Source organism: Hydrotalea sp. GW822-HT8A01, from assembly GCF_058798575.1.
In genome coordinates, this window is sequence record NZ_CM179506.1 from 3,558,922 (window position 1) to 3,577,360 (window position 18,439).

General features: G+C 38.4%; 16 protein-coding genes. 5 read left to right on the plus strand and 11 right to left on the minus strand.

Features of this window, described 5'->3' with window-relative positions; genetic code table 11:
* Positions 1–268: 268 nt before the first annotated feature.
* Positions 269–847, plus strand: a complete 579-nt coding sequence (locus tag AC3QLY_RS15755) for a sigma-70 family RNA polymerase sigma factor (protein ID WP_074418023.1) — start codon at positions 269–271, stop codon at positions 845–847.
* A gap of 34 nt (positions 848–881) precedes the next feature.
* Here AC3QLY_RS15755 and AC3QLY_RS15760 read toward each other — a convergent pair whose 3' ends face one another.
* The 5 genes from AC3QLY_RS15760 to AC3QLY_RS15780 all read right to left on the minus strand — a co-directional run bounded on the left by AC3QLY_RS15760 (position 882) and on the right by AC3QLY_RS15780 (position 6,836).
* Positions 882–2,849, minus strand: a complete 1,968-nt coding sequence (locus AC3QLY_RS15760) for a protein-disulfide reductase DsbD family protein (RefSeq protein ID WP_081301333.1) — start codon at positions 2,847–2,849, stop codon at positions 882–884.
* Between the two features lie 143 nt (positions 2,850–2,992).
* Positions 2,993–3,442 carry a protein-disulfide reductase DsbD domain-containing protein gene (locus AC3QLY_RS15765; RefSeq protein WP_081300477.1) on the minus strand — a complete coding sequence of 150 codons (450 nt, stop codon included), beginning with the start codon at positions 3,440–3,442 and terminating at the stop codon, positions 2,993–2,995.
* Between the two features lie 71 nt (positions 3,443–3,513).
* Positions 3,514–4,173: a phosphoribosylformylglycinamidine synthase subunit PurQ gene (gene purQ / locus AC3QLY_RS15770; RefSeq protein ID WP_218330662.1), complete on the minus strand. Its 660-nt coding sequence runs from the start codon at positions 4,171–4,173 to the stop codon at positions 3,514–3,516.
* Between the two features lie 122 nt (positions 4,174–4,295).
* Positions 4,296–5,279, minus strand: coding sequence for a hypothetical protein (locus AC3QLY_RS15775; protein ID WP_288073307.1), 984 nt, complete (start codon positions 5,277–5,279; stop codon positions 4,296–4,298).
* Between the two features lie 15 nt (positions 5,280–5,294).
* Positions 5,295–6,836 (minus strand): hypothetical protein, encoded by a 1,542-nt coding sequence (locus AC3QLY_RS15780; protein ID WP_492990071.1) that lies wholly within the window; start codon positions 6,834–6,836, stop codon positions 5,295–5,297.
* 212 nt (positions 6,837–7,048) lie between these two features.
* Here AC3QLY_RS15780 and AC3QLY_RS15785 point away from each other — a divergent pair, with 212 nt between their 5' ends.
* Positions 7,049–9,019: a KUP/HAK/KT family potassium transporter gene (locus AC3QLY_RS15785; protein ID WP_492990072.1), complete on the plus strand. Its 1,971-nt coding sequence runs from the start codon at positions 7,049–7,051 to the stop codon at positions 9,017–9,019.
* Between the two features lie 52 nt (positions 9,020–9,071).
* On the opposite strand, the gene AC3QLY_RS15790 is transcribed toward AC3QLY_RS15785, so the two are convergent.
* Both AC3QLY_RS15790 and AC3QLY_RS15795 read right to left on the minus strand, forming a co-directional pair.
* The gene (locus AC3QLY_RS15790) at positions 9,072–9,791 is read right to left on the minus strand and encodes a TylF/MycF/NovP-related O-methyltransferase (RefSeq protein ID WP_492990074.1); all 720 of its coding nucleotides are present in this window, start codon (positions 9,789–9,791) and stop codon (positions 9,072–9,074) included.
* A gap of 119 nt (positions 9,792–9,910) precedes the next feature.
* The gene (locus AC3QLY_RS15795; protein ID WP_074418489.1) at positions 9,911–10,846 is read right to left on the minus strand and encodes a hydrogen peroxide-inducible genes activator; all 936 of its coding nucleotides are present in this window, start codon (positions 10,844–10,846) and stop codon (positions 9,911–9,913) included.
* A 231-nt stretch (positions 10,847–11,077) separates the two neighbouring features.
* On the opposite strand from AC3QLY_RS15795, the gene AC3QLY_RS15800 reads away from it, so the two are divergent.
* The 3 genes from AC3QLY_RS15800 to AC3QLY_RS15810 are packed head-to-tail and all read left to right on the plus strand — an operon-like array spanning position 11,078 to position 13,768.
* A complete protein-coding gene (locus AC3QLY_RS15800) occupies positions 11,078–11,539 on the plus strand; it encodes a RidA family protein (RefSeq protein ID WP_074420353.1) in 462 nt (153 codons plus the stop codon).
* Between the two features lie 28 nt (positions 11,540–11,567).
* Positions 11,568–12,671 (plus strand): D-TA family PLP-dependent enzyme, encoded by a 1,104-nt coding sequence (locus tag AC3QLY_RS15805; protein WP_492990077.1) that lies wholly within the window; start codon positions 11,568–11,570, stop codon positions 12,669–12,671.
* A 20-nt stretch (positions 12,672–12,691) separates the two neighbouring features.
* Positions 12,692–13,768: a dipeptidase gene (locus tag AC3QLY_RS15810; RefSeq protein ID WP_492990078.1), complete on the plus strand. Its 1,077-nt coding sequence runs from the start codon at positions 12,692–12,694 to the stop codon at positions 13,766–13,768.
* A 70-nt stretch (positions 13,769–13,838) separates the two neighbouring features.
* On the opposite strand, the gene AC3QLY_RS15815 is transcribed toward AC3QLY_RS15810, so the two are convergent.
* The 4 genes from AC3QLY_RS15815 to AC3QLY_RS15830 all read right to left on the minus strand — a co-directional run bounded on the left by AC3QLY_RS15815 (position 13,839) and on the right by AC3QLY_RS15830 (position 18,388).
* On the minus strand, positions 13,839–14,519 hold the full coding sequence (locus tag AC3QLY_RS15815) for an ABC transporter ATP-binding protein (RefSeq protein WP_492990080.1): 681 nt from the start codon (positions 14,517–14,519) through the stop codon (positions 13,839–13,841).
* A gap of 1 nt (position 14,520) precedes the next feature.
* Positions 14,521–15,738 carry an ABC transporter permease gene (locus AC3QLY_RS15820; protein ID WP_492990082.1) on the minus strand — a complete coding sequence of 406 codons (1,218 nt, stop codon included), beginning with the start codon at positions 15,736–15,738 and terminating at the stop codon, positions 14,521–14,523.
* A 111-nt stretch (positions 15,739–15,849) separates the two neighbouring features.
* Positions 15,850–16,923: an efflux RND transporter periplasmic adaptor subunit gene (locus AC3QLY_RS15825; RefSeq protein WP_492990084.1), complete on the minus strand. Its 1,074-nt coding sequence runs from the start codon at positions 16,921–16,923 to the stop codon at positions 15,850–15,852.
* A 559-nt stretch (positions 16,924–17,482) separates the two neighbouring features.
* A complete protein-coding gene (locus AC3QLY_RS15830) occupies positions 17,483–18,388 on the minus strand; it encodes a S66 peptidase family protein (RefSeq protein WP_218330669.1) in 906 nt (301 codons plus the stop codon).
* Between the last annotated feature and the right edge of the window lie 51 nt (positions 18,389–18,439).

Consider the following 18,439-nt stretch of genomic DNA (forward strand, 5'->3'; position numbering starts at 1 on the left):
TAAACACATATAAATAGTTGTCAACATTAACCCATATAATTTGCAGGGAGAAATATGTTATTTAATTTCAAGCTATTTACCGGCCTCCAGAGGTAAAGGCCTACAATATATGGATACAGAAATAATGCGGTAAACAGAAAAAAGATTGTCGCACTGAAAACTGTATTCATTAAAAAATTTTGTTACTATTTAAAAAATGATTCGGCATATTCACCCAAAACAATGAATGGTCATTTTCTAAATGAACAACCACAACAAACAAATACTTATGAAACCACTACAACAATTGCTTGACAACGATTTAATACTTTCCTTTCAGGAAGGAAATCAGGCTGCCTTAGAAACGTTGGTAAACAGGCATAAGGAAAAAATTTTTACCTCTATTTTATTTATGGTAAAAGATAAATACTTAGCTGAAGATTTATTTCAGGATGTATTTATTAAAATTATTGATACCCTACGAAGTAACAGGTACAATGAAGAAGGAAAGTTTATTCAATGGGCTTTGCGTATAGCGCATAACCTATGTGTAGATTATTTTAGAAAAGTGAAACGCGGCCCCATTATTAGCAGTGATGATAAAGATGTTTTTGATATGCTGAACCTTACCAATGAGAGTGCAGATACATCAATGATACAATCACAAACGCGCCAAAAACTACATGACATGTTGAGTCATTTGCCGGAAGAACAAAGAGAAGTGATTGTTTTAAGGCATTTTGCCGACATGAGTTTTAAAGAAATAGCCCAAATTACCAATACCAGTATCAATACTTCATTGGGCCGTATGCGTTATGGCTTAATTAATTTACGAAAAATGATGGTAGAATACCAAATTGTTTTATAAACGAAGTGATTAGATCATAAAACGAAAGCAGCTTCTATTTTTGTTCCGCATTGAACTTTTGTTTTACTGCGTCTAAATGCTGGATGAATTTGCTTACATCCGGATTATATCCATACTTCACCTCACTCAAGGGCTGGCCGTTTAAATCGAGAAACATGTAAAGCGGCTGTGCATTCAATCCAAACTTGGTCACTTCATAATTCAAATTCTTTTCTCCAACTGTTGTTAATTTATCGCCATTAGGCAACGTTATTTGTTCAGCAGCAGGGAGTTCGGTACTCTCATCCACATACAAACTCACCAGCACAAAATTGTTTTTAATCCTACGCAATACATCCGGATTTTTCCATACCTGTTCTTCCATTTTACGGCAATTGGGGCAGGAATGGCCGGTAAAATCAAGCATTATCGGTTTCTTTACAATTTTGGCAGCAGCCATGCCTTCTTCCAAATCAAAATAAGCGGTTAACCCAAATGGCACTTCTAACCTATCGGTATATTTTTTTGGAGGAAGTGGTTGTACACCATTATTTGTGGCAGAAGAAAAATGCCCATTCTTCAAGTCGTCAATTTTATAATTTAAATTTTCTAAGTTAAAATCCTGAGTGGTTGCGGGAGGTATAAATCCACTAAGTGGTTGCAGCGGTGCACCCCACAAACCCGGTATCAGATATAAGGCAAATGAAAAAGTAATAATGGCAAAAAACAAACGGGGTACCGTTAAGTAAGGCAAATCACTATCGTGAGAAAATTTTAACTTACCTAGCAAATACATGCCCATTAAGCCAAATACCACAATCCATAATACCAGAAACACATCACGATTTAATAAATGCCAGTGATAAATTAAATCAACATTCGACAGAAACTTCAAAGCCAAAGCCAATTCTATAAAGCCAAAAGTAACTTTTACCGAATTTAACCAACCGCCACTTTTGGGTAAGGCAGAAAGCATGGAAGGGAAAAAAGCAAATAATGAGAATGGTAATGCAAGGCCTACCCCAAAACCCAGCATTCCAATTACGGGTGCAATGCTAACACCTTTTGCACTGGTTTGTCCCAATAATGTTCCAACAATGGGTCCAGTGCAAGAAAAAGAAACAATAACAAGTGTTAATGCCATGAAGAAAATGCCGGATAACCCGCCTTTTCCTGCTTTTTGGTCGGCTTTATTGGCCCAACTACTTGGCAGATTTAGTTCAAAAGCACCGAAAAAAGAAATGGCAAAAACAATAAATATGGCAAAAAATAAAATATTGGTAATTGCTGAAGTAGAAATGGTGTATAATACTGTATCACCAAAAATTAAAGTAAGCAATAAAGTGGGTATGGTATAAATGGCAATAATTGAAATGGAATACCACACCGCATTGCGAATCCCTTCCGTTCTGGTTTTACTTCGTTTTAAGAAGAAACTAACGGTAACAGGAATTAATGGAAAAACGCAGGGTGTAATGATGGCCAATAATCCGGCACCAAAAGTGAGCAAAAAAACAGACCATAAAGATTGACCAGCTACTGCTGTATTGCCGGTACTATTTGCTGTATTTAAAACAGATGGCAACTGTACCAAAAACTTTTCCTCATTGCTGGGGTAATTCTCTCCCTTTTTGCCCAGCCACACAAATGTTCCTTTAATAGTTGTGCTGTCTTTGGTTAAATGTAGCGGATATTCAAAAGTTACACTATCGGGATAAAGGGTCAATGTATTTCCGCCATTATCTTTTTCAGTAATGGCCCTGCCTGTTGCTTTTACCCTATGTAATTCAACTATTGTACTACTGTCGGCATGTAATTGCGCCGTAAATGGATTATCGGCAGCCGACTGTTCAGCAGCAAAAAAAGCAGTACTATCTGAACTTTTTAATTGTATTTTTAAAACACCCGAAGTATCTGTTAACCTTTCTGCCTGGTAAGAAAATTTTACCGGATGTTGTGGCTGTGCTTGAAGTAGTATGGCAAAACTAAACAGCAACAGTAAGAATGAAAACAAATACTTCATGAATGGTTGATTTAGGTGTAGCCTATAGACTAAAATTTATAATAATCCTTACAATTCGAGTACAGTAATTTGGCAAATGATGCCCTTATTCAACACTTTAATGTATAAATGTATGTTTTCTAAAAAGTAAATGATTTTTAAAATTATAATTTAATATCAAATGATTTTTTAGTAGGAGGCAAACATTGCTGATCATCACAAACCATATATTCAACAGTGCCGGAAATATTGGTTTTAACATTGCCTCTCAATTTCACCATTTGTTTAAAAAATACCTGGCCGGAATAATACAGCACTTCGGTTTTAAAATTATTATCATATACTTTTTGCAATTTGCCTACTTCTATTGTTTTACCTCCAACAGTAACCAATGGATTTTTTTTAAATGTAATACTGGTAGGCACCGGCCCCCCTGCTCCTGTATTTTGCGAATAGATGTGCCAAGGTTTTTCAACTGTAGCAGTAATTACAATTTCATAAGTATCTGCACTTTTTTTAACTGCTTCATATTTCCATCTCACCGGATCTTTAATTTGTGCCTGTGATGCAGAAAAAAACATTCCCAATATTAAAATACCCAATAATTTTTTCATGTTGATTTTATTTTTGATTATTTATTACAATTTACAAGATGTAAAAGTTCTGTTAACCGTTGCCCCCCATTTTAAGAAGCCAACCCTAATAATGCAAATATTTTTTTGCCATCGGTATTGCCCAATAATGGTGAACTGGCCCGTTCCGGATGTGGCATCATACCATATACGTTTCCATTGGCATTTCTGATGCCGGCAATATTATACAGCGCACCATTCGGATTGGCATTGGCCACAATATTTCCTTCCGCATCGCAATAACGAAACAAAATTTGATTGTTCGTTTGAAGATTTTCTATCACTTCTTCTGATGCATAATACCTTCCATCGCCATGTGCAATCGGAATGGTAAAAACTTCTGCACCATTGGTAATAGTAACATTTTTGCATATATATTGCTGATGAATATTTTGCAATAATACCCCTGGCAAAAGGCCACTTTCACATAAAATTTGGAACCCATTACATACGCCCAATACTTTTCCTCCTTTATTGGCAAATTGTATCACACTTTCCATCATCGGACTAAAACGGGCAATGGCACCGCAACGCAGGTAATCACCATATGAAAAACCTCCAGGTAAAACAATACAATCATCGGTAGTAAACATACTCAGGTCTTTATCTTTGTGCCAGAGCATCACCACTTCCTTATTCAAATCTTGTTGCAATGCATCTTGCATGTCTCTATCGCAATTAGACCCGGGAAAAACAACAACGCCAAATTTCATACAATGGTTTTAATGAATTTCAATAGAAAAGCTTATTTAGGTTCAATGCAAAAAATTATTAAGCACCCTATCCATTACTTTTCAGTCAGTGCAAATTTACAATTGCCTGCGCTAAGATGCCGCTAAATTTTAGCTAATAACCAATTATTATGAAAAATCAACAGTAAAGCCAGCCAAAAAAAAATGTTTGGCAACAATGTTTTTTTGGAATATAAAAAATAATTGGCAAAAAATGCAGATAAAGGTATTATCCATACAAAAGCAGCCGTTCGACCTGCATAGGCAAAAATAAATGGTCCAAAAAGGCTAACCAATAGCAATACCAACACAATCAGCCAGTTTTTTCGGATTTGAATCACCATTCTGTTTACATGCAGTTGCCAGAAATAAAAAGAAAGAATGAATAACAGCAACACATAACCAATGGTAATACTTAACCAGTGTGCAGGCAATGCCAATGGCCAGGCTAATTGAAAATGGGGTAAAATGCCATAGATATTATTGTTTTGATTGGTAATAAACAGAAAAGCAGCCACCACATAATAGGGGAATATGGCTCCAATTAACAGAACCAACCATTCAGCTGCCCGGAAAGGCCTTACAACTGCCAACGCAAAAAATATCACCAATAATAAAGTAATGGTGGGATGATAAGATAAGATGGTGCAACCCGAAATAAGCCCGATATTAAACAATAGGGTTTTAGGCGCAGGGTTATTGTATAATCGTATTAATTTAATGAATACCCACACAATCAGCGTATTGGCCAGTAATGCCGCATTAATTTGGCTCCAACCGGGTAAAAAACCCGAAAGCAGTATATAGGCCATGCCGCTGGTATAACCCGGCTGCTGAAACATGTGTGCATTGTTCAAAGCAAAGTTGAAGTGAATGGCCTGCACTAATACCAATGCAGCATAAATCAGGAACAGCAAATACCCGGGTAAAGGTTGTATGTATTGCTGAATGAATACTTCAAAAAAACCGCTATGGGTGGGTGTGGTAATGATGGGAGCCTGCACAAAAAAATGTGAATGCACTACTAAAAACAGCAGCGCCAGAAAAATGATGCCACTATATGATTTGTTCCTGAATAAATTTACCACGCTGCCATTTTTATATTACAAAACAACTTTGGCAAAAGTAATATAACCGCGGTATTGACAAGGAATTATCATTTGCCTCAACCCGGTTTGTTTACCCTGCCTTGGCATAAACTGGTAACCTCTGTCTAAATTTTTGAATAACGGGTTTCTTATAATTTGCCCATCGGGTGTAATACTTTGGTCGGTTAGCAGCGATTGGCGCCTTTCAACAGTATTAAATAAAAAGTGTAATTGATCGCCGGAGTTTAATAATCCATATCCTATAAAAGCATCAGAGTTATCATCGTATTGTGATTTGTGAATTACATTACTCCATTCTAAAGAATCACCAGGGTTGAAAGAAAGAATCATGATATTATCGGCGTAAAACCGGTTCACACTGTTCATTGGGCCACCAAAAGACCAGGGATAAAAATAAGAACCCATCATACCTATACCGTAGCCATAACCATAACCATAATAATAATCATAAGGATTAAAGAAAGGTGATCCATACATATAATCCCAACGGTTGTAGGCATTACCTCTTGAGGTGGAATAAGCTGATTCTGCAGTAAGCAGGTATCCGCCATCTTTTCGCATAATAATGTTATGAATATAGTAGTTATTGAAGGCATTGCGCATACTGCTTTCACCCCTTGCATCATTTCTTAAATCATCATTAAATGTGAGAATCCCTGCATGCAATGGGGCTAGTTTGGTTTCATTCCAAATATAATTGTACAACCCTTCAACACTTCCCCTTCTTTGTTTGGCAAAAAAACCGGTAACCAAACAATGCTGATTTTCATTATCGAATTTTATATGTAAATCATCTAAAAACAAACCTTTTACGTTTAATGGAGTGGCTACTACGGTATTCTCCATAGCAGGCTTAAAGTAAAAATCCATTCCAATAATATTGTCATTTTGCGAGGTTCCCCAGGCACGCAAAAAAGCCAGATTGCCATGATTATCTACTTCAAATGCAGTGAGGTAATCATTTTTTTCGGGCATAGCAATATTTATTGTACTTCTGTGCAGTAAACTTAAATCAGCATTGAACAACAGTGTGGTAACTATATACTGTTTATCGCTTTTGGTGTTAATTTTAAAAAAGGTAATGCGTTGTTTATTCTCACTATAGGCAGATGAATAAATTTTATTACTGGCATTGAATGCCAATACGGTAGTGTCTAATTCCAGGGGATTGCCAATTTGTTTACCCATTGCATCTATTTTTTGTGCCATGCAATACACAATGTTTTTCTTTTGATATTGGTAAAACATGTAACAGTAATCAGGATAAGCAATAAAATCGGCATTGAATAATTTATCCGGCAGACCTTCAATTTTATTTTTGGTAACCAGCTTCATATCATCTCCATATACGCTAATGGTGTGAATATTTCTATAATTTTTGTATATCAGAAAATTACCCTTCAGTTTTCCCAAAATTTCATAGTTCATATTTCGTACATCTTCTCTGTCGGGTGCAGAATAAGTAATATCCTGTGCCATCACATACAGGGAAAATACAAGCAACAGACATAAAAAAGCCATTTTTTTCGTATACATATATTATTTTTTTGGGTATCAATCACTTCATTCAGTAACCATTGCAGGGCATTACAAATATTCCCTTCAAATTTATACGAACATTGCAAACAAAATTAAGTGAACCTTGCAAAGAAATCATTAAAAAAGATTTGCGTTTCCTGCTACAGATGCCGGCCGTCTAAATTTTTTTACTATACATTTGTTAATATTTTTTTACGCAATTGTTTACTGTGAACAAAACCATTAGTAAAGTTACACCGGCCAGTTTGTTAATTGCTTTGGGGATTATTTACGGAGATATTGGAACCTCACCGCTTTATGTGTTGAATTCTGTTATCAGAGACCGGCCTGTCAATGATCTTTTAATTATTGGAAGTTTATCCTGCATTATCTGGACACTCACGCTTCAAACCACCATTAAATATGTTATTTTAACCTTACAGGCCGATAACAAGGGCGAGGGTGGCATTTTCAGCCTATATGCATTGGTACGCAGAAGAAAAAAATGGCTGGTTTACCCTGCCATGCTTGGTGGTGCCGCTTTATTGGCCGATGGCATTATTACTCCTCCTATCTCTATTACCTCTGCCATTGAGGGATTACGACAATTACCGGGTTTAAACATTGTAGAAGGCGATCCCATTATTGTATACATTGTTATTGGTATTTTAACGCTTTTATTTTTTGTGCAGCAATTCGGCACCAATTTTATTGGCCGCTTTTTTGGCCCTATCATGTTTATCTGGTTTAGTATGCTTGCCGTTTTAGGTGCTACGCATTTGTTAGATGATATTGCCATTTTCAGAGCTTTTAGCCCACATTATGCCATTGAACTGTTAACGCAATATCCCAAAGGTTTTTGGATACTGGGTGCTATTTTTCTCTGCACCACAGGGGCTGAAGCATTGTACAGTGATCTTGGACATTGCGGCAAACAGAACATTCATATTTCCTGGATTTTTGTAAAATCCTGCCTCATCGTAAATTATTTGGGGCAGGGTGCCTGGTTATTGGCACAACACAACCATGGCATTATTACATCTGAAATGATTGATGGCGGATTTAATCCATTTTATGGTGTAATGCCGCAATGGTTTAAGTTGGTTGGAATTATCATTGCCACAGTTGCCGCTATTATTGCCAGCCAAGCTTTAATTTCAGGCTCTTTTACCTTAATTAGTGAGGCACTGCGTTTGAACTTATGGCCTAAAATGAAAATCAATTATCCCTCAGAAGAAAAAGGGCAATTGTATATTCCCGGCGTTAACCTGCTTTTATTTATTGGTTGTACGGGCATTGTGCTTATTTTTCAAAAATCATCTAATATGGAGGCGGCCTATGGGTTGGCTATTACCATGTGCATGATCAGTACTTCCATTTTATTTGCCAATTATTTGGTAAGCCACAGGGTTTTCTCGCTTTGGATATATTTATACTTGGCAGTGTACCTTACCATTGAAGTTTCTTTTCTAATTGCCAACTTAGAAAAATTCCCGCATGGTGGTTATGTTACTTTACTAGTAGGTGGTGGCTTATTCTCAGTAATGTATATTTGGTTTAGAAGCCGTAAAATTAAAAACCGCTATGTTGAATTTGTACGACTGCAACATTATATACCGCTATTGAAAGAATTAAGCCAGGATGACTCTATTCCTAAATATGCATCACATCTGGTATATATGACCAGCGCCAATAATCCCAAAGAAATAGAACATAAAATTATCTATTCCATCCTCAACAAAAAACCAAAAAGGGCCGATACTTACTGGTTAATACATGTGGATGTTTTGGATGATCCGTATACTTCTGAATACAGTGTAGATCACATTATGGCGGATGATATTATCAGGGTTGAGTTTCGCCTCGGCTTCAGGGTAGAGCAACGTATACACGTAATGTTTAAAAAAGTGGTACAGGATCTGGTTGCCAATAAAGAAGTAAATATTACCAGCCGATATGCCAGTTTAGAGAAGAATAATATTGCTGGTGATTTTCAGTTTATTGTATTGGAAAAATACCTGAGTTCAGATAATGAATTACCCTTTATGGAACGCATTATTATGAAACTATATTTTTGGCTGAAAGAAATTTCCCTGAGCGAAGAACGTGGATTTGGTTTAGATCCCGGCTTTGTTACAGTTGAAAAATTTCCGCTGATCGTTGCACCATATACCAGCCTGAATTTAAAACGAGTACAATAAAATTAAGCAGTTTTTTACTAAACTAAATGGATGCTTATTCTTTATTCTTGTTTTATTGCACTTTAAATGCCACAAAATAATAATTATTGGCAGCAGCGATTAATTGCAGGTTGCAGTAATAAGATTGAATAAAATCCTGATAGGCTTTAAATTCATGGGTAGGTACTACAAATTCATCAAAGAAAATAATATCTCCTTTTTTTAAATAAGGCGCCAGCGAAGTGAGCGCATATAAGGTGGCCGAAAACAAATCAGCATCCATCATCAACACATTTCTTCGGGTATTATCTAACTGCTGCACAAACACAGGTATGGTTTGTTGAAATAATCCTTTTAGAAACAGGCCTCTTGCATCCCCACTAATATCCGGCAATACCTGGTTACTGCTAAAAGCTCCTTTTTTAAATGGGCCCCAGTCTTCAGGTAATCCATCAAATGTATCAAAACCATAAAATGTACTTTGTGGATGCTTATTTTTCTGCAACCACCAGTTGAAGGATTCGCCCCAAGCCACACCAAATTCCAGATAATTGATGGCTTCCTGTTCAAGCCTTTCCTGCTCAATTACCCATTCATACATTTTTTTCCTGCGCTGATAATCCCACTTGCAGGGAAAATCATTATAAGCTACTTTTCTGTTCTGATAGGCCCATTTTGAAAACAACGTGAGATAGTACATATTGGCAAAAAAATTACCCATCCAACCAAAAATTCGGTGCAATTGCAACCAGATAAATAATAGTTTGGTATATCGTATAAAAAATAATTTCATGAGTGTTTTAATTTTATGGGTATTGCATTCATAATAAAACGTCAAGATTTATATACAAACGCAAAGCATGTTGCTGTTAAAATACGGCGCAATAATACGTTAAGTTAATGGCTGTTTACTTAAATGGGTACGACTTTTGTTTTTTTATTTTGCTTTATTTTGTCGGGAATAGCCATTTCTATTTGTTGCTTCAAAACTTCTACCAAACGGCGCTTTACATAATTGCGGTGGGTAACCATACTTACTTCGCGAACAGGTGCAGGACTTTTAAAATAACGGAGACAAGCTTGTTGTTTGCTGCTCATATCTAAAGTAGCCAGTTCAGGCAAAATGGTTACCCCATCGTATAAATCAACCATGCGGCGCAGGGTTTCTAAACTACCCGCTTCATATTCAAAATGGCCACCTTCTGCAGCGGGCTTTCTCAGTTCACACAAATTTAATATTTGAGAACGGAAGCAATGGCCTTCTTCCAAAAGCCAAAGTTTGCCGGGATCAATATCTTTAGGTAACACATACGTTTTTTTAAAAACTTCATTGTTTTTAGAAACATAAGCTAACATTTCTTCATAAAACAGCGGTTCTTCTTTTATCCCTTTCTCATGCAAAGGAGTAACTAAAATACCCACATCAATATTACCTTCTTTCAGTTTTTGAATAATTTGGTCGGTGGTATATTCACTTACCTGCAATTTTACTGCAGCAAATTTTTTGGTAAACGCATGAATGAATAAGGGCAATAAATAAGGCGCCAGTGTGGGTATAATACCAATTTTCAATTCCCCATGAATAATGCCTTTTTTGGCATCCACCATTTCCAGCAACACATCCCGATCTGCAAGAATTTTGCGGGCCTGCTGAATAATATCCATACCATATTCCGTAGGTAATACTGGTTGCTTACTCCTGTCAAAAATTTTTACGCCCAGTTCTTCCTCTAATTTCTGTATCTGCATACTGAGTGTAGGTTGCGTTACAAAACAGGCTGCTGCTGCTGTTGAAAAGTGCCGGTGTGTATCTAAAGCCACAATATATTCTAACTGAACCAATGTCATTTTTCAATCAATTTTGTTGATGAAAATATACAATTAATTGTTTCATCCTATTAAAAAAGACAGACTTTTATACATTCGAATACTTATAGCCCATTAAAATCCCGTTCACACCGGTATTTCGGCTGCCCAATACCGAATGAACAATACACACTACAAGTCTGATTTTCATTGCCGTATATTTTCAATCCACAATCATCCCAATCTGTTTAACTTTATTGCAAAAACAATACAATGACTCCGGAAGAAAATTTACAAAGATTGAACCTTGTTTTACCTCCGCCACCCGATCCTATTGGTGTATACAAGCCCTTCTTAATTGACAACAATTATGTATATGTATCAGGCCATGGCCCTTTAATTAGCAAAGGCAAATTTATGATTGGAAGAATTGGTGAAGCCATTTCGGCGGATGAAGGAAAAGCTGCTGCCCGACAGGTTGGGCTGGCCATTCTGGCAACATTGCGTGCCAATTTGGGAACACTCAACAAAATTGAAAGAGTGATTAAAGTATTGGGAATGGTGAATGCCACCACCGATTTTCACCAACACCCTTTCATTATTAACGGGTGCAGTGAATTGTTTGCTGAAATATGGGGTAACGATGCAGGCATTGGCGTAAGAAGTGCAGTAGGCATGGCAACGCTTCCGGATAATATACCTGTTGAAATTGAAGCGATGTTTAAACTGGCATAAGTTGCTTTCACAATAAAATTATTTTAGAATGGAATGGTATAGTATTCAAAATATTGATACGGTTGATTCGCCGGCTTTATTGGTGTATAAAGAAAAAATGCTGGCGAATATTCAGTCAGCATTAACAAGGATGCACCACCAAACTGAACGAATCAGACCGCATGTAAAAACCAATAAAACACCCGAAGTATGTAAAGCAATGATGGAGGCCGGCATCACTCAATTTAAATGTGCTACCATTGCTGAAGCCGAAATGCTGGCACAATTAAATGCACCGGATATTTTGCTGGCATACCAACCCGTTGGCCCTAAAATACAGAGATGGGTGGCATTGCAACAACAACACTCCCAATGTATTTTTGCCTGCTTAACCGACAATATTGTTACCGCAAAGGAAATTGCAGCAGCACATGCAAAAGCCAATATTTCTGCCCAATTATATATTGATGTAAACAATGGCATGAACAGAACTGGTGCACCCGTTGCTACAGTTCCGGAATTATTGCTGCAATTATTGCAAGTGAATAACCTAACGGTAATGGGTTTACATGTGTATGATGGCCATATCAGAAAACAAAGTTTTGAAGAAAGAAAGCAGGAAAGTGATGCAGCGTTTGCGCCTGTTGCAGCCATGCAGCGGGCATTGCAGGAACAATATCAAATACCATTACCCATTGTTGCAGGCGGGTCTACAACTTTTGCGGCACATGCACAAAGGAAGAATGTGGTATGCAGTCCGGGTACCTTTATATTTTGGGATGCCGGTTACCAACAACTGATGCCTGAAGAGCCTTTTCAATGGGCTGCCGTTTTAATAACAAGAGTCATCTCCATCATTGATGCACAAACCATTACCACCGATTTGGGTCATAAATCAGTAGCTGCTGAAAACCCTTTTCCAAGAGTGGTTTTTTTAAATGCCCCCGCTGCCAGGCCTGTTGCACAAAGTGAAGAACATTTGGTTTTAAAAGTGGCAGATGCAACTGCCTACACACCCGGACAGGTACTGTATGCCATACCCATACATATATGCCCTACCGTTGCTTTATACAATAGCTTGCAGGTAGTAGAAAATAGTGCAGTAACCACTTCGTGGAAAGTAATAGCAAGAGACAGATCCATTACCATTTAATATACTTTATAACAATTGCCATGTTTTTAATAGATGCCCATCTCGATTTAAGTATGAATGCCATGGAATGGAATCGCGATCTGCGTATGCCAGTGCATCATATTCGAGCAACTGAAACAGGATTAACCGATAAACCCGACCGTGGTAAAGGTACTGTTTCATTACCGGCATTAAGGTCAGGTAATATTGGTTTGGTAGTGGCTACTTTAATTGGCCGGGTTCAATTACCGGGCCAACCATTACCCGGATGGGCTTCTGCCGAACAGGCATGGGCACAAATACAAGGCCAGTTAGCCTGGTATCAAGCAATGGAAGCCGCCGGTGAATTAACCATTATTCGTAATCAACAACAACTTCAGGAACACCTAACTGTATGGGCAACTGATACAATCCCTAACCAACAGAAAGTCATTGGCGTTATCATCAGTTTAGAAGGTGCCGACGCATTAATTACTCCTGAACATGCGCTCCTGTTGCAACAACAGGGATTGATATCTATTGGGCCCGCCCATTATGGCCCGGGCAGATATGCCAATGGAACAGATGCCACCGGGCATCTCACGGAAAACGGTAAAGCTCTGCTGCAAATAATGCAGGATCATCACATTGTTTTAGATATTACACATTTGTGTGATGATGCTTTAAGTGATGCACTGACTTTATACAACGGAACATTGTGGGCATCGCATCACAACTGTCGTGTATTGGTGCCACATAACCGACAGATGAGTGATGCGGTGATACATGAAATGATAACCCGCAACTCCGTAATTGGCATGGCTTTCGATGCCTGGATGATGGTATCCGGCTGGCAACGCGGTATTAGCACATCACAACAAATGCATTGTAATATAGCAGCCATTATTCCACACATTGATCATATCTGCCAAATAGCAGGCAATAGCTTACATGTAGGCATTGGCAGCGATTTAGATGGTGCCTTCGGTACAGAACAATCGCCTTATGATCTGGATACCATTGCTGATTTGCAGCAATTAAGTTATTTGTTAGAACAGAAAGGGTACACCGCTAGTGATATCGAAAATATATTCCACAAAAACTGGTTAAGGATGTTTCAATTAGCATTGCCGAAATAGTTTCAATTATTGTCAACATTGGGAATAGCGATACAACTATTCTATGCATGAACAAGTACCTATCACCCAACTACCCATCCACAATTCTACCATCTTCCATACAGATAATACGATTGGTTTTAGCGGCAAAATCAGGGTCGTGGGTAACAATCAGCATAGTTTGATGCAATTCATACGACAATTGTTTAAATATATCGAACACTAATTCACTGTTTTTTTTATCTAAATTACCTGTAGGTTCATCGCCCATAATAATATCCGGATCATTGATCAATGCACGGGCAATGGCTACCCGTTGTTTTTCGCCGCCCGATAAACGGGCAGCATTCTTCAAAGCCAGCCCTGCAATACCCAATGTTTGCAATTTTTCATAGGCCCTTGCCTCTACCTCTTTTTCAGTATATTTCCGCAATTTTAAACCGGGCAACATCACATTCTTCAACACGGTAAATTCATTCAGCAAATAATGAAACTGAAAAACAAAACCAATTTTTTCATTTCGCACTTTGGCTAAATAAGCTTCTTTTTTTTGTTGCATGGAAATGCCATCTATTAACACATCGCCCTCATAATTGGTATCCATGGTAGAGAGTACATACAACAAAGAAGATTTGCCACAACCTGATTTTCCAACAATTGAAACAAAATCGCCACGATTAATGGCAAAGTTTACGCCATTCAACACCTTCACCTTTACGGGATCGTAAAAGTACTTCACAATATTCACGGCTTCCAGAATGGTGTTTTGCATGTTATTTTCCTCTGATAATGATGACCGGATCTATTTTACTGGCTTTGCGGGCCGGTAACCATCCGGCTAAATAAGTGGTAATCAACGAAAAACTTATCCCTATCAAATAAAACAATGGATTATAATTAATGGGATATGTTTTTACCGTAGGCAATGCGGCTGTATGAAAAGGAACATGATGAATGAGTACCGACAACCCAAACCCGGAAAGCAAACCGGTGAAGCCGCCAAACAAACCAATACCAATGGCAATGACTAAAAATATTGCTTTTACATCGCGCCCTGCAAAGCCGGTGGCTTTTAAAATGGCAATGGTATCCATCTTTTCATAAATCATCATGTTCAAAATATTGTAAATACCAAAGCCGGCTACAATTAACAAAGTAATGCCAACAGCATAGGATATTAGACTTCGCACAAAACTACCTGTTTCAAACTGCGAATTGGCTGTTTGAATATCTTCGCCATCAACCCCATAAATACGGGCAAAGGTTTTGGCCAAAGCCGGCGCTCGGTTAATATCGTATAATTTTATTCTTATATCGGTAATGTATAAGGACGATTTGCCAAGTATTTTTTGAACAGTCTGGATAGACGCGTAACTCTGTGCTTTATCAAAATCCTGCAAACCCGATTGAAAATAACCTACTACTTTTAACTGAAATATAGATCCGGTACTGGTAGTAATTTGTACCACATCGCCCACATTGGCTACTAATTTTTCGGCCAAAGCTTTGCCCAACACAATGCTGTTGGGTACGGTATTTAAATCGGCTGCTTTACCTGCTACGATATAATCATCAAAATGAAACAGTTTGGTTTCTGCAGCTACATCAATACCATTTATCGCCCCATTAATATCTACCGTACCATCATTAAAAAAAACTTGTGCCGTGATAGTGGGTGCAACACCCATTACCTGTTTATTTTGTTGCAATGCCTGAATAATGGGGCCGCTATTATATATCTCCTGCCGTATATTCCCCGATTTTAAAGAACTGATAAACGGATAACTATTTCGGTAAGCCGGCCAAAGGGTAACGGGCTGGTCTTTATGTGGCCTAATATCATTATACAACCGAATGTGTGGCGTACGGTTTACTACCAGCCCATCCAACAAATCGTTTAAACCACTCATAAAACTCAGCAGTGCAATAAACATGGTTATACCAAAGGTTACACCAACTGCAGCTACCAGTGTTTGCCGCCAGCGCGCCATGAGCAGGGATTGTGCAATATTGACAATTAATTTTAAGATCATGAATGATTAAAAAACAAATTAAATGATTTTTATAATTGCAGTAAAGAAGTATAAGCCTTTACGGGCATTTCATTCCATCAACTCATCCTTAGTTGTAATGCCCGATACGATTTCAATTTTTTGATAATCTTTTATCCCTACCACAACTTTTTGTTTTTTGCCATTGGCCAATAAAACAGAATCGCCGGGCAATAAATAATTGGCAGGAATGGTAATGGCATTTTGTTGTTGCCGAATTACAATATTAGCTTCTAAAGTAAGGTTGGGATACAATACCGGCGGCGATTGTACCAATGCAGCATCTACCTTAAAAGTGCGGGAATGTTCATCCATGGCCGGGTAAATTTTAACCACTTTTGCCTCAAATACTTTACCCTTATAACTATCCATGGTGTACAATACCTGCATGCCATTGTGTATGCGGGCTATATCATGTTCATCTATCTGCAATTCCAATAAAAACTGATGTGCAGCCCCTACCAATGCCAAGGCTGTTTGTGGACTCACCAATTCTCCTTTCTTTTTATTCAGTTGAAACACCATCCCATCTACATCGCTTTTAACGGTATAATCGTTTTTGGCTGTTCCGGCAATGGCTAAATTTTTCTGAGCCTGTTGGGCACTAAAATCTATTTGCTTTTTTAGATCATCGTATTGCAATTGTGCTGCCTGCCATGCATGCAGGGCATTGGTATAGGCCAGTTCGCGCTGGTCTAAATCGTTTTTTGTACCGATTTGTTGTGCCCACAAATTGCGTTGGCGTTGTAATAACGTAGTGGCATTGTCTAACTGTGCTTTGGCATTTGCAATGCTAATCTTTGCCTCATTTAAACGGGCAGCATTGGCTGCTACCGATGCATTGGCTGCCACTAAAGCTGCATTTTCGGTATTTAAACGGGTGGCCGTATTAACGATATGCAAGATGGGCTGCCCTTTTTTTACCAGTTCCCCTTCGGTTACATATATGGTATCAATTAATCCGGTAACGGTGGCAAATGCCTCGTATTGCCGGTCTGATTTTACCATTCCGGAAGCATATACTGCCTCTGTAATGTTTTCTTGTTGGGGATAGATACTGCCTTTTTTGGGCTGACAAGCCACTAATAATACAAAAGCAATACAAACGATTATTTTTGAATACATATTGGTATATATACCTTACAAAGCTATTGATTTATTGATGACGATGGTATGATATTGCTCAGCCGCTGTAGAGGGGCATGCACGGGTTTTTTGTAGGGTATTTCACGCAAAGTTCGCAAAGGCTTTTTTCTGATGTTGCCTGGCGTACTTAGCCGTTGATGATTCTTGAACCGCAAAGGCGCAAAGTTCGCGAAGGTTTCTCTTAGCGACCCTTAGCATATTTGGCGGTTTGTATTTAAATCGCTGAGACGCAAAGTTTGCAAAGGATTTTTCTTAGCATACTTTGGCATACTTAGCGGTTTTTATTTCTCTAACCTCAGAGGAGCAAAGTTCGCAAAAGGTTTATATAAAAAAGAGTGCTGACTAATTGCCAACAAAAATCAGGATATTCAAAAAAGCTGGCCTTTTGATACCTGTAACCACCATCCCAAAATCGCATCCTCGGAAGCCCTAAAAGTCATCTGCAACTTCCATTTAGGTTGAGGAGGATGTCAATATGGTTCATCAATAATTGTAAAGGCTTGGGACCTTACCCAATGTCTAAAAACCAAAAACCGAATCATTCCTCCCGCAACACCACTTCTTTTTCTGTAACCATTAGTTGATGCTTTACCCTCAATTTAACAGCCATGTTAGGTTCACCATGACTTACCGGAAAATGAAAAGCCACAGGATAGGTATATTCAGCCACATGTTCCCGTACAATTTCCTCCACTGTTTTGCCAAAAGGAATGGTGGTATCTTTCATCTCGGTAAAACCACCTACCAATAAACCGGCCAATCGCTGCAACATGCCGGCCCTTTTCAGTTGTACCAGCATACGGTCTATGTTATACAAATATTCACCCACATCTTCAATCAGCAAAATTTTATCGGCTGTTTGCAGTGCATCTTGACTGCCGATTAAATGTACAATGATTGACAGGTTGCCCCCCACCAGCTCCGCATTGGCTATCCCCTGACGGTTCAAAGGATGCACCGGCACGGTATAATGCACCGGCTTGCCAACCAAAATGGCTTTGAGCGAAGCCACTGATTCCCGCTCAGCTCCCCCCTCATTAAAAGCCCCGGCCATAGGTGCATGCAGGGCAGGTACGCCCAGCCGGTTTAAACGGGCATGTAATACCGAAATATCACTAAAGCCAATGATCCATTTGGGATATTGTAAAAAAGCGGTAAAATCCAGTTCATCTATGATTCTGCTTAACCCATAACCACCACGTGCACATAAAATGGCATCAATAGCCGGATTATTGAGCATGGCCTGCATGTCGGCCAGCCGTTCCACATCTGTACCGGCAAAATAATGGTATTGCAAACCCACTGTTTTACCCAACTGCACCCGGTAACCCCAGCCTTGCAGGGTATTTACACAGGTTTGCACTTTTTCGATAGGCATATAACCGGAGGGGCAGATAATGCCGATGGTAGCGACGGTTGGTAAATGAGACGGTAAAACAACCATGCTACAATATTACAAAAAGGATAATAAAAAAACTGCTGAAAAGTAATATTC